This window comes from Echinicola rosea (assembly GCF_005281475.1).
GTDB lineage: Bacteria > Bacteroidota > Bacteroidia > Cytophagales > Cyclobacteriaceae > Echinicola > Echinicola rosea.
The window spans coordinates 1361073-1373803 of sequence record NZ_CP040106.1 but is presented as its reverse complement, the minus strand read 5'-3'; the positions used below and the strand labels follow the sequence as shown (position 1 = coordinate 1373803).

The window sequence follows — 12731 nt, the reverse complement described above, 5'->3', positions numbered from 1 at the left end:
TTTAAATGCTTTTGTCCCTGGAATTTTGTCATTTTAAACACAACTGACCTTTTGTACTAGGAGCAGTCATCCTTGATACTATTGGCATGCATAAACCGGGTTAATTCATTTATCCCCAAGGGCATTCAGCCAAGGCGTCCAAAAAACTTTGAGAAATTAGAGAGGGTCTTTTTTAATAAAAGGGGTGAATGAGTACCTTCGTGGTTTGGGAAAGCAATAAAAACAAATAACAATATGGAAATAAACGGTAAAATCATTCAAATTATGCCGGAGCAATCCGGCAATGGTAGAAACGGGACATGGAGAAAGCAAGATTACATTCTTGAGACCCAAGGCCAATACCCCAAAAAAGTTTGTCTGACCGTCTGGGGGGACAAAATCGACCAATTTGGCATGCAGCAAGGAGACACCATCAAAGCGGGAATAGAAATTGAAAGCCGTGAGTATAACAGCAGATGGTACACCGATGTGAAGGTTTGGCGAGTGGACAAGGAAGGCGGTGCTCCCGCTGGTGGCCAAGCAGCATCTGGCAGCCCAGAAGTAAGCACCTTCAATGATGAAAGTGGTGAAGATATTTTACCGTTCTAATTGAGGCAGGTTTAGCAAAAAGACTATATTTAGGGACTGTATCACACCTGTTGGTACAGTCCTTTTTTATTGTTAGCTTAAAAAGTAAATCTGAAGTGTATGTGGAATGATTTTGATGACGATGACAATCAGTGGGATGATGGAGATGAAGAGGATTTCAGAAAAGAACAAGACCGCATCAACAAACATCCGTTAATGCAGAAAGCCAATGACATTCTGCACCTTACTGAAGCCTTGGTAGGGGTTTTGGACGAAAGTGCCAAAGAGATGTACGGTACCTTCATGCTGGAAGATGCCACGGTGATCTGCGGCAAATTTGGTGGCGCAGAGGGCGTGGACGACTATATCCTGAAAATGGAAAATGCCGTTTTTATGAAAGTACACGCCAGACACCTCAACTCGATGACCTACTCCGTGGCCATGGTGGACAATCATGCTGAAGAACACCTACAGCTGCTCAGGGATGCGATCAACGATTTCAAATCACTATTTGTGGATTGGGTAAAAGGTTTTGACCCTTCCTGTAAATATGATGATGGATGGGGGCTATTTTGACGGGTTTCTCCGTCCTAATCAATCTTAGCAGGCATGGACAGTAAAAACCGAAAAAACCATTGGGAAAATATTTACGAAACAAAACCGCTGAACACCGTAAGCTGGTACCAGCCCGTGCCCAAGACTTCCCTAGCATTTATCGATGACATGCAGCTGCCATTATCGGCGAAGATAATCGATATCGGTGGAGGGGATAGCCTCTTGGCGGACCATCTACTGCAGCGGGACTTCCAGAACATCACCGTGCTGGATATTTCATCCCGTGCGATCAAAAGAGCCCAAAAAAGACTAGGCCATAAGGCCGATAAAATAAAATGGGTAGTGACGGATATCACAGACTTTCATGCCAATGACACCTATGACCTTTGGCACGACAGGGCCACCTTTCATTTCCTCACCAGCGATGAGGACATTGCCGCTTATCATGCATCAGTAAACAATCACATGGCAAAAAATGGAAAAATGATCATTGGCACTTTTTCTGAACGAGGACCCAAAAGGTGTAGCGGTATCCCCATCAAGCAATATTCTGTTGAAAAATTATCTGGTATTTTTGACAAAGGTTTCCAAAAGGGGAAATGTTTTTATGAACAGCACCCCACACCAGCAGGCGGAATTCAAGATTTTGTGTTTTGCAGCTTCGAAAAAACAAATTGACCAGCCCCTGCTTGCCATGGTCACGCACCAGTCTCTATCAATGGGCTTTCCCAAAATAATATCCCAAATAAGCCCCTCCTATTACCATCACAAGGGTAATCCCCAACAAGAGTAAAAGCACGCCCATAGGCATTTCCCAATCTTCTGATCCGATGCGAAAACGAATATTTTTTTTCAGGTCAAACATGTCTGTAAAGTTATGGTTTACATTACGATTTCAAAGCAGTCGTGCTTACCTTAGTTACATTTAATGCGTAAAAACCTTATGCCATCCAACGATTCGATATTGACACCCGAACTGATCAAGATCATGAAGATCTTCGGTCTTGTATCGGTGGGAATTGTGTTGATCCTGTCATTTTTTAACGACTACCGAGCCGATAATTCCTCTTCCAAAGGCCCTGATCATGTCACAGATTCCAACCTACTGTATTTTAAAAATGTAAGACAGGCCTATTACGATATTGATAAAAACAGGGAGGCAAAACTGGAAATATATCGTTTAAAGAGCCGTTTCAAGGACAAAAATTTGATATTTTTCAACCTTTCTCTTATCATAAGCCGTATAAGAAATAAAGCCTATATCTTTATTGAGCCTTCGCAAAGGCTTCAAAATGAAGCACAAGTGTACGTGAGGTGGCTTAAGGATAAGCAGGTTCAAGACACCCTTGGTTTTCAGCAAGGAGATCGAAGGAGTCATCATCATTTTGTCAAGAAAATCTGGCCATTGATAGACGGACAAACCAAGTTTCAAGTAAAGATTGCCAATGAATGGCATCCTATTCTGGAAACTGAAGAAGAACAAGCGGCCTTTTCAACAACTGCTGAAGATTACTTTCAGCTGGTAGAATAAACCCAAAACACCATGAAAATGGACGTAAAAAAAATCGATAACCTTTGGAGGTTTTTATCCATTAAAAACAACTTGCCCGTAAAATTGGAGCTGGACCATCATGTAAGTTATAAGTTTCTAAAGGGAAATATCCAAGTCACCCATCAGTTGAACCCGAAGCTGTGGCAAGAATCAGCCCTTCACATATCCGAAAAATTGTTTCAGGAAAAATCTGTTCAGCATCGGTTTCACCACAAGAAGAAGCGATTTGGCATTCATTCTGAAATCACCTCCACCCATGTGCAGATTTTTTTTCCAAGAGAATTGCTACAACTAAAAACCCAATATGAAATGGACATCCAAAAGGATCGACATGGCAACTACCAAATCAGTCTGAGCCCCTTCCTGCCCAAAAACATCTACCAAATTTTAGATTGTGTCAATTTTGTCTGTAGAGAAATGTGGAAGAAGAATTTTTTCTCAGAGGGAATTAGAAATTAAGGTTCTATATGATTTACTATGGACCTCAGTTCGATTATAAAATCGTCACTGCGAGGCTTAGAGGGAGATATGAGGGGTGGAATCCGTGGCAGTCTCAGTATTTCGGGATTGCCACACCCTTTTCCAGCCCACTTCTTTGATTTCTTAACGTCAAATACCTCAAGGCAGAATAGAAAATTGCCCACTGAATAGGAACATGAATCAACATTAATTTGACCGGACTAATATCTTTACCCACTATAGTCCATATAGAGCCGAAATTAAACCCGAAATCGGTGCCGTTTAGTCAAGGGTAGCTGCTTTACGTCACTTTTTGCCGATGTCTTGGAATGCAGGTTAAAATTATCTTCCCAAGTAATGCACGAGACGAAGAATCAGTGAGATGATAATGCTGGCCAAGATCATGGTGGTAATGGGAAAGTAAAAGCTGAAATTTTCCCTTTCCACGTGAATATCACCAGGCAATCTTCCAAGCCAGTGCAATTTATCCCCTACGGAATATACGATCAGGCCAATTGCTACTATGGCCAAGCCGATGCCTATAATCCATTTTCCTGTCTCACTGTTCATATGACTAAATTACTTGCTACGCATGTTTTTTACAATAAACTTACGGACAAACCTTTCCGGTGTAAGTTGAGTTAGGGGTGATGATCCTGGAAAGTCAGATGCTCCTTGACTCCTGTGGACAATCGACAGCGGACCGACAACACAAGTCACCTCTATCCCACAGGTAAAATCCTGATATCCTTCCGGAGCTTACGCTTCTTTCTTCTTGAAAAAGACCTGTCGGATCCACCTTGGAAGGAAGATCGCACCCAAGAGCAAATAGGGATAATAAGAGAACATTCTCCACAGGATACTTCCCACGAAGGTGTAGTTGGTCAGGAATTCGTAAAAGAACTGGGCAAAGAAAAACTCTGCCGTACCACTACTACCCGGAGTAGGAGAAATCATCATGACGATCCACATGATGATCTGTCTCGCAAAGACCAAAATATGTTCTGTAAAACTAAGATCCACATAAGCCGTCATCAGGGCATTTAGCATCAGGTATCGGGATGACCAGATAAAAATCGTCGCTATGGCTATGGTAATCCAATATTTGGCTTTTTTTCCTTGCAGTTCCTTACTGGATTCGATGATTTGATCCCCATACTCACTGGCATTGTACTTCCACTTACGGATCCAACGGATACTAAAGATCTTCAATAAAACCCATTTAAAGACCCTCGGTCGATAAAATAACGCTGCCGCCATGATCAGCGAATAAAGCGCATATAAGGAATAGCTCACCCAAAAGATATAATTCAGGCTTTTTCCCAATCTAAGTTCCAAGACGTGACTATCCGGGAAAATGCTTCCTTGGGCAAAAAACAATACTAGAGGGGCACCGATGACGAAAAACAAATTGTCTAATATCGCAGTCACCATTACAAATGCAATGGCCTTTCCCAACTTGATACCTTCTTTATGAAGGATAAACACGGCCACTGCGGTCCCTCCCACGATCGAAGGCGTCACTGCTGAAGCAAACTCCCAAAGGATGATCACATAAATGGCTCTTGTCCAGCTGAGGTGCTTATCGGTAATCTCCCTGATCCGATAGACATACCCCGCATCACGCATAAAGATCACCAATAAGGCCAATAAAATAGAGGGCCAGGAAGCATCGAATACACCCCGAAGGTTTTCTCGTGTGATGGAGGGATCAGAGTAGAACATCACAAAGACAATCCCCAGTCCCAACAGCACAGGAATCCAGACTTTGTTCGGATTAAGCGTCTTGAAAATCTCTTTGTTGTCTAACTTCATAAAATTTACGCTGCTGGGATTTCCTCTAATTTTTCTACCCAAAAGTTATTGAAGCCTTCTCCCAGCTTAATGGTGACCAAGGAAAGTTGAAGAAGCTCCAAAATGGCCAAAAATGTATAAATCACAAAGATCTTGTCGGGCTTATATTCAATAAACTCCGTGAAAGGTATCCGCTTTTTAAAACTGATCTTGTCCAGCACAAAGTTTTTTTGCTGATCAATGGTGTAGGGATATTGCACCACAGTGTGTTTGGTTTCATCAGTTCGGGCAGCATACCGGGCCATTACGCGCTGGAAAACCTTGAGGATTTTGTACAGATCCAGATCCTGGATTTCACTTTCGACATCTTCTGCTTTGCTGAGCTCTTTGAGTTCTGAAGCAATATTTCCCCTTTTTTCTTTGGTCATTCGGGCAGCCTCCATCTCGGTGAGCTCACCGATGACGGATTTGTACTTCTTGTACTCCAGCAGGTGTCTGATGAGCTCCTCTCTGGGGTCAATCTCCTCTCCATTTTCATCCAGCTCTGGCCTGGGGATCAGCAGCTTGGACTTGATCTTCATCAATGTGGCCGCCACAAGGATGAATTCACTGGCCACTTCGATTTCCATTTGTTCCAGATGCTTGAGGTAATCAAGGAAATCATGGGTGATTTTGGAAATAGGAATATCATATATATCCAGCTCATCCCGCTCAATAAAGAACAGAAGCAAATCGAACGGCCCCTCAAAAAGCGGTAATTTGATCTCGAAACTCACTGGATACTATTAAATTTCTCTTAATTTTGCGATCAGATTGAATATCAAAGATATTACATAAATACAAAATTCAATATGAGACGGTTCAAAATCAGCAAGAAAACTTGCAGATAAAAAGTTTGGCTAAATTTTAGCTATATTGAAACATTCATTTGCCGTCATAGTTATTTGTATAGAAGCGATATACGCCACGATGTTAATAGAACCAGGAAAATTACTTGCCCAGATCAACTCTCCTGCTGACCTCAAGCAGTTTAGAAAAGATCAGCTTGTCCAGATTTGTGAAGAGTTGCGTCAATACATCATTGACAGTGTCTCTGTGTATGGAGGTCACTTTGGGGCAAGTCTTGGCGTCGTGGAATTGACGGTAGCTTTGCACTACGTGCTCAATACCCCTTCAGATCAGCTCATATGGGATGTGGGCCACCAAGCCTATGGCCACAAAATCCTGACTGGAAGAAGGGAAAAATTCTATACCAATAGGCTTTACAAAGGAATTTCAGGTTTTCCAAAGAGAAAGGAAAGCGAATACGATGCTTTCGGAGTGGGCCATTCAAGCACCTCCATCTCTGCAGCCTTGGGAATGGCCATGGCCTCAAAATACAAAGGCGATGGGCTCAAGCAGCATGTAGCAGTCATCGGCGATGGATCCATGACCGGTGGAATGGCTTTTGAAGCCATGAACCATGCCGGCGTCTCGGATACCAATATGATCATTGTTCTCAATGACAATTGCATGTCCATCGACCCCAATGTGGGTGCCCTCCGGGATTACCTGACAGACATCACTACCTCCCAAACTTATAATAGGTTCAAAGATGATCTCTGGCGGATATTGGGCAAGTTCAGCAAATTCGGATCCAGTGCCCAAGAGGTCATATCCAAAGTAGAGGGAGCTGTTAAATCTGCCCTTTTGAACCAAAGTAACTTGTTCGAATCCCTTAACCTGCGCTATTTTGGCCCAGTGGATGGCCATGATGTCAATCACTTGGTAGAAGTGATGCATGACCTCAAGAAAATTCCTGGTCCCAAGATTTTGCATTGCCTCACCGTAAAAGGTAAAGGCTATGACTTGGCTGAAAAAGATCAAACCAAATGGCATGCTCCAGGGAAATTCGATAAAATCACCGGAGAGATTGCCAAGAAAGTATATGATACCCCACAGCCACCCAAATACCAAGATGTCTTTGGACATACCATCGTAGAACTGGCAGAAGAAAACGAAAACATCATGGGTGTCACGCCTGCTATGCCTTCAGGGTCATCCATGAACATCATGATGAAAGCCATGCCAGACAGGGCTTTTGATGTGGGCATCGCCGAGCAACACGCCGTGACTTTCTCGGCAGGTCTCGCGACGCAGGGCATGAAACCTTTCTGCAATATCTACAGCACCTTTATGCAGCGCGCCTATGACCAAGTGGTGCATGATGTCTGCTTGCAGAACTTACCAGTTGTTTTTTGCCTGGACAGGGCAGGTTTTGCCGGTGCTGATGGTCCTACGCATCATGGCGCCTATGATTTGGCCTATTTCAGGTGTATTCCGAACTTGGTCGTTGCAGCTCCTATGAACGAAGAGGAACTCAGAAACATGATGTATTCGGCCTCTGTTTATGAAGGGCCCTATTCGATCCGTTACCCACGTGGCCAAGGGGTCATGCCTGACTGGAGGAAGCCGATGAGAGAGGTGGCTACCGGGCAGGGACGAATCGTCAAAGAAGGTGAAGATGTGGCCATCCTTTCTATAGGCCATATTGGAAATTACGCAGTGGAAGCATGTGATAAACTGACCAAGGAAGGGCTCAATCCTGCTCACTATGACATGAGGTTTGTCAAGCCTTTGGATGAAGAACTGCTTCATGAAGTATTTGGCAAATTCAAGAAAGTGGTTACCATCGAAGACGGCTGTCTGATGGGAGGCTTTGGAAGTGCTATACTGGAATGGATGATGGACCATGATTACCAAGCACAAATCAAGCGACTGGGAATCCCTGATGAGGTAATCGAACATGGCACCCAGCTGGAACTGCACAAGGAATGTGGTATGGATCCAGATGGCATCGTAGCAGCTGTAAAAAAAATGGCGGCAGCCGTTTCTGCGAATTATTGATAGCATTTTCATGTGACTAAAATGGTGGGGGCTTAGCAGATATCAGCAGCCCTATGACATGTTATCTACGCCGGGCCTGTAGCACTGCACCTTTCCATTGGCAATTACCCACTTTATTCTTAACTTCATTTTTATGACCGCTACTATCGAATATACCGACCAAGGACATGGAAAGCCCGTGATTTTTGTCCATGGGTTTTGTGAGACGAAGGAGATGTGGGGAAAATTCATTGAGGCATTTTCCGGTGAATACCGGGTATTATGTCCTGATCTACCCGGTTTTGGTGATTCCCGCTGGTATGATGAAACGATCTCCTTGGAGCAAGCGGCAGAAATGCTGCAAGACTGGATCCATGACCTGGCATTGGAAAAACCAGTGGTTATAGGACATTCCCTTGGCGGCTATGCAGCCTTGGCCTTGGCGGAATTAATGGGCGATGAACTTGGAGGATTGGGGCTTTTTCACTCCACGGCCTTTGCAGATGATGAGGAAAAAATCGGTGTCCGAAACCGCACCCTTACTTTCGTAAAAAAACATGGTGTCAACGTTTTCGTGGACTCCTTTGTCCCTCCACTGTTTACACAAGCGCACCGTGAATCCATGAAAGCTACCATCCAGAAAGTCGTTCAAATCGCCCGCAAAACCACCTATGAAGGATTGGTGTCCTTTACCAAAGCTATGCGGGACAGGAAAGACAGGATGGATGTGCTCCGTGATTTTAGTGGCAAAAAGCTAATGATTGCCGGAGTTCTTGACGGCGCAGTAAAAATAGACGACAGCAGAAAACATCAGGTGTATGTGGATATCTACCATGAACTTCCCGATGCTGGTCATATGGGGATGTTTGAACAAGAGGCGACTACAATGCAAATGGTAAGGGATTTTTTGGAATGGTGATCTTGCTTGCCAGCCATTGTGCCGGAGCGTAAAGTGTACTTAGCAAAAGAGAAACGACATCGCACAACAATCAGCATGTTGCCTGTATCCATCACAATGCACTGCACGTTGCCTTTTCGAGGATCAACAGTTCATCTTGGAAGTGAGTATAAAAATGCACTCATTTTCCGATAAACCAATGGCACGCAGAGAACTAAGATTAGATGACATTCACAGATATTATTAGTGTTTATCTCTTCTAATCAACATTCACCTACGTGCCATCGATATGGGCTATGCCCCAGAATATACAATTAGACCAGCGAAGCCTTAGAGCACAGGTATGGCGATTCCTCATGCATAAAATGGGCAATGTCGTTTAGTTAGTGTGAATTTGGAAATATTGGTTCTATTGTTTTTCTGCTAAATTCCAAGATGGTCTTCACCTCTTTACCTTTGTCACTTTTTTGCTTCAGGTCAAAGTCGAGTAGGCCTGGGCACTATGCCCAAGCCTCTCTCAGAACCGTACGTGACAGTCTCCCGTCATACGGCTCTTGGCAATCAAATCTGATGTTCCAGATTTTGTTTCAAACAACTCCATCTTCCCTAATTTTTAGGTTGTGGAACCATTCAAAACCGATTGCCTCAGTCCCTTCGCTCTTTCTCCGTTTCCAGAGCTTTCAACACTACTACGGACTGATCCGCCCCATCCCTATCAAAGGGGATGGTTCTCCTGTTCCATCCAACCGCCTGTTTCGAACTCCTGCAGCCTTAATGCCGCCTGCCAATAGGCCAACTCTCAGTCTGCGCTGCCTATTTTGTCCCGGAAGTTACTCTAGCCCCCGGTTTTGACAGGAAGTATTTTTCACGACACTTCATCGAACGGTTCACTTTCGTTCAGCTTTTCGAAACGTATTCCTTCTGATCGCTCAGTACCACAGCCTTGAAAGCGCAGCACCATCAGGGGAATTTGACTGGTCTGCCTGATCCAGTCCCAGCCGTCGTGCCAAGGGTTGTAACGCCCTATTCGACATCAGTTGGATAGCATGTCCGGTTTCCCGAACTTCAGGACACACAAAGTAACCAAAAAAAACCGCCGCTACGCCACGGCGCACAGGTGTGCAGCTATTGGCCTAAAATTAAAACCTTCCCTCATGCAGGCAAACTCCTCCTGTCTAAAGCCAGGTAAACCTTTTCTAGCAGCCAACATTCTTTTTGGCGAGTATTTCGTCAAACAAGCCTGCCTTCTTGCCCGCCCGCTTTTTAATTTCTTAACGCCCAATAGCTGCAAGGCGGATCCATTTTATACAGGTTTAAATAGGCCAAGAATTAAAACCATAATTTTCTTAATGAACGATTCGTATTGGGAAATCCCCTTAACTAAACGACATTGATAAAACGGGTTAAAATTTTACATTTACCCCTGCCATAAAATTGGTTCCGGCCATAGGGTAATAATAATTTTCGGTCACCACCTCCCTATTTGCTTCTCCCTGAACAAAATAGCTAAAGGTATATCCATTTGGCTCGTACATGACATCAAATACATTGTTCACTTTCACATTAAACTCCAGGGCCTTTAAAAACCTTGGACGAAGTGTATAGGCAAAACGGATGTCATTGGTAAAGAAGGCATCCAACTTCCGTCCATCATTCTGGGTGTTGTCCAAGTACTGGTCATCCACGAATTTGGCCATCCAGCTAACCTCCATGTCCTTGATCGGCTGAAAATCCACCATGGCTGACCCTACGATATTGGGTGAAAAGGCGATATCTGTATTTTCATAGGTAAATTCCTCCTGTTGGAATACCTCGCTGGAATAGTCATCCACATATTCTGTAAAGGCATCGATCTTATTGCTGCTAAAGGCAATGTTTCCGCCAAGGGTCCACTTGGGGGATAGCTTCACGGCTCCATCCAGTTCGATCCCTGCGCGGTAGGAATTATCCACATTTTCCCGAATGTAAGCACCGACATCATTGATCTGTCCGGTCAGGATCAGTTGGTCCTTATAGCCCATGTAGTAGAAATTGGCATTGTAGCTAAAGTTGCCTTTTTGTGCGCGGATTCCTGCTTCTACGTTATGAAGCCGCTCAGGGCGTGGGATTTCAGTAATCGGATTGTCTGTAAAATCACTTCTGACAGGTTCCCGATTGGCCACTGCATAGGAGGCATACCAGGTTTCACCTTTTCCACTTTCATAGCTGATGCCGAATTTTGGATTGAAGAAATTGTAATGCTGCGCTCCGTCTACCACTCGCTGGTCGTCATTGACGCCCTCAAAGCGGTAATCAATCTGCCTAAACTGCAGGTCACCAAATAAGTATAACCGGTCTGCGACTTCGTAAGTGCCCTTTGCATAGATATTACGATCATCTTTTACAGCATTATTATCATAATAACGATCTCGGATATCGGTATCCCCAGCGACCCGTGCCCAGATGATCTCGCCAAAGTGATCACCATCATAGCGGTTGGCACCACCACCAAGGATAAGGTCCCAGCGACCGTCATCGGAGACATAATTTACGGAAAATACCCCTCCAAAGAAGTCATTGTCCAGCCATCTCCTTCGGATAATGTCCGTACGCTCGATCGTTTCATCACCGATCACCACTGGATCCAGGCCATAACTTGCAAAGTCGTCCTCCGCGCGGTATTGTTCATAATATCCTCGGCCATACGTATAATGCAAGGCTGCATGAGTCTTCCAGTTTTGGCCGTATTTCCCAGTATAGATAAATTGGTAATGGTCTTGCTGGTAATTATCGGTCTCATTGTCATAGGTGTAATAATTAAATGTCCTGTCGGTCTCCAATTTATCTTCTGGAAGTCCATACCATGCCTGATAGGTTTTTTCTTTGCCAGAGAAGACATTGACTTTGAAGACGTGGTCATCACCGTAATAGCCGCCAGATAGGAAATAGGATTTCAGGTCAGATGTAGCCCTGTCCACATAGCCGTCAGATTTGATCTGGGAAAGGCGGGCATCCACAGCCCAGCGATCATTCAGAAGTCCTGAACCAACTTGGACGGTATATTTTTGGGAATTAAAAGACCCAAACGAGGAAGCCACCTCACCATACGCTTCTTCCTTTTTGGTATCCGTCTGGATGTTCATGCTGGCGCCAAAAGTAGCCGCACCATTGGTGGACGTGCCCACACCACGTTGGATCTGGATATTGTCCACTGAGCTGGCAAAATCAGGCATATTTACCCAGAAAACGCCATGGGATTCGGCATCATTCATCGGGATTCCATTTACCGTAACATTGATCCTTGTCTGGTCGGATCCCCTGATCCGCAGGCCTGTGTAGCCGATACCTGCTCCGGCATCTGAATTGGTCACCACAGATGGCGTGTAATTCAGCAACATGGGCATGTCCTGACCGAGGTTGTTTTTGGCAAGGTCCTCCTTGCTTACGGTAGAGAAGGTCGTGGGCGTGGTTTCAGAAGCCCTGGTAGCAGAAACGATAAATTCTTCTGTCAGCAGAGAATTACGCTCCAACAGGACCTCTAATTTTGTGCTTGGAGCATCTACAGGCTGAATACTTGCCTCATATCCAACAAAAGACACCTTAAGCTGGTATTGCCCGCTAGGGACATTTTTGATCATGAAAGCACCATCCATGTCCGCGGTACTTCCCCGACCAGTGCCCTCTAAGATTACATTGGCACCGATAAGTGCTTCACCGGTTTCGGCATCCTTTACAGTACCGGTGATGTGATGTTGTGCCATGGCACACATCCCTGTCAGCAGCAATGCTGCAGTCAGCAATAAACGTTTCATATTGAAAATTAATTAAGCTGGTTAAACATCGGAGCAATCCAGGGGTGACAGCTCCATTCATTGTTTACCCAAAGTTCCATGTGTTATGGAAATCGCATTTCCCTTCGCCGGCACTACCCGGATCAGGTAATATGGGTATGATCTCAGCCCGTAAATTTTGGGCACCCCTAACTCGATCTATTCTTGCTGCAAAGGTAGAAGGATTATCGAAGAAAGAAAAAATGTTTGCAATCGTTCGTTCGCTCAGGAG

The 12731-nt window shown here is 44.5% G+C and carries 13 protein-coding genes and 1 riboswitch; of the genes, 7 read left to right on the top strand and 6 right to left on the bottom strand.

Annotation, left to right across the window (positions count from 1 at the left end):
• Positions 1-234: 234 nt before the first annotated feature.
• The 3 genes from FDP09_RS05710 to FDP09_RS05700 all read left to right on the top strand — a co-directional run bounded on the left by FDP09_RS05710 (position 235) and on the right by FDP09_RS05700 (position 1800).
• Positions 235-588, top strand: a complete 354-nt coding sequence (locus FDP09_RS05710; protein ID WP_137401733.1) for a DUF3127 domain-containing protein — start codon at positions 235-237, stop codon at positions 586-588.
• 99 nt (positions 589-687) lie between these two features.
• A complete protein-coding gene (locus FDP09_RS05705) occupies positions 688-1143 on the top strand; it encodes a hypothetical protein (protein ID WP_137401732.1) in 456 nt (151 codons plus the stop codon).
• Positions 1144-1176: 33 nt separating this feature from the next.
• On the top strand, positions 1177-1800 hold the full coding sequence (locus tag FDP09_RS05700) for a class I SAM-dependent methyltransferase (RefSeq protein WP_137401731.1): 624 nt from the start codon (positions 1177-1179) through the stop codon (positions 1798-1800).
• Between the two features lie 37 nt (positions 1801-1837).
• Here the strand turns inward: FDP09_RS05700 and FDP09_RS23715 are convergent, their stop codons facing one another.
• Positions 1838-1987 (bottom strand): hypothetical protein, encoded by a 150-nt coding sequence (locus tag FDP09_RS23715; RefSeq protein WP_187328806.1) that lies wholly within the window; start codon positions 1985-1987, stop codon positions 1838-1840.
• 78 nt (positions 1988-2065) lie between these two features.
• Between FDP09_RS23715 and FDP09_RS05695 the strand changes: the two genes are divergently transcribed.
• Positions 2066-2653 (top strand): hypothetical protein, encoded by a 588-nt coding sequence (locus FDP09_RS05695; protein WP_137401730.1) that lies wholly within the window; start codon positions 2066-2068, stop codon positions 2651-2653.
• A 12-nt stretch (positions 2654-2665) separates the two neighbouring features.
• Complete coding sequence (locus FDP09_RS05690; protein ID WP_229683535.1) at positions 2666-3133, top strand: hypothetical protein; 468 nt, start codon at positions 2666-2668, stop codon at positions 3131-3133.
• A gap of 342 nt (positions 3134-3475) precedes the next feature.
• On the opposite strand, the gene FDP09_RS05685 is transcribed toward FDP09_RS05690, so the two are convergent.
• The 3 genes from FDP09_RS05685 to FDP09_RS05675 all read right to left on the bottom strand — a co-directional run bounded on the left by FDP09_RS05685 (position 3476) and on the right by FDP09_RS05675 (position 5703).
• Positions 3476-3703 (bottom strand): DUF2905 domain-containing protein, encoded by a 228-nt coding sequence (locus FDP09_RS05685; RefSeq protein WP_137401729.1) that lies wholly within the window; start codon positions 3701-3703, stop codon positions 3476-3478.
• Between the two features lie 189 nt (positions 3704-3892).
• Entirely contained in the window at positions 3893-4948 is a 1056-nt protein-coding gene (locus tag FDP09_RS05680) for a lysylphosphatidylglycerol synthase transmembrane domain-containing protein (protein ID WP_137401728.1), read from the bottom strand.
• 5 nt (positions 4949-4953) lie between these two features.
• Positions 4954-5703 carry a segregation and condensation protein A gene (locus FDP09_RS05675; protein WP_137401727.1) on the bottom strand — a complete coding sequence of 250 codons (750 nt, stop codon included), beginning with the start codon at positions 5701-5703 and terminating at the stop codon, positions 4954-4956.
• Positions 5704-5896: 193 nt separating this feature from the next.
• On the opposite strand from FDP09_RS05675, the gene dxs reads away from it, so the two are divergent.
• The gene (dxs, locus tag FDP09_RS05670; RefSeq protein WP_137401726.1) at positions 5897-7813 is read left to right on the top strand and encodes a 1-deoxy-D-xylulose-5-phosphate synthase; all 1917 of its coding nucleotides are present in this window, start codon (positions 5897-5899) and stop codon (positions 7811-7813) included.
• 133 nt (positions 7814-7946) lie between these two features.
• A complete protein-coding gene (locus FDP09_RS05665) occupies positions 7947-8711 on the top strand; it encodes an alpha/beta fold hydrolase (RefSeq protein ID WP_137401725.1) in 765 nt (254 codons plus the stop codon).
• Between the two features lie 908 nt (positions 8712-9619).
• On the opposite strand, the gene FDP09_RS05660 is transcribed toward FDP09_RS05665, so the two are convergent.
• Entirely contained in the window at positions 9620-9805 is a 186-nt protein-coding gene (locus FDP09_RS05660) for a hypothetical protein (RefSeq protein WP_137401724.1), read from the bottom strand.
• A 288-nt stretch (positions 9806-10093) separates the two neighbouring features.
• The gene (locus tag FDP09_RS05655; protein ID WP_137401723.1) at positions 10094-12481 is read right to left on the bottom strand and encodes a TonB-dependent receptor; all 2388 of its coding nucleotides are present in this window, start codon (positions 12479-12481) and stop codon (positions 10094-10096) included.
• Positions 12482-12563: 82 nt separating this feature from the next.
• Positions 12564-12660: riboswitch (TPP riboswitch) on the bottom strand.
• Positions 12661-12731 lie beyond the last annotated feature (71 nt).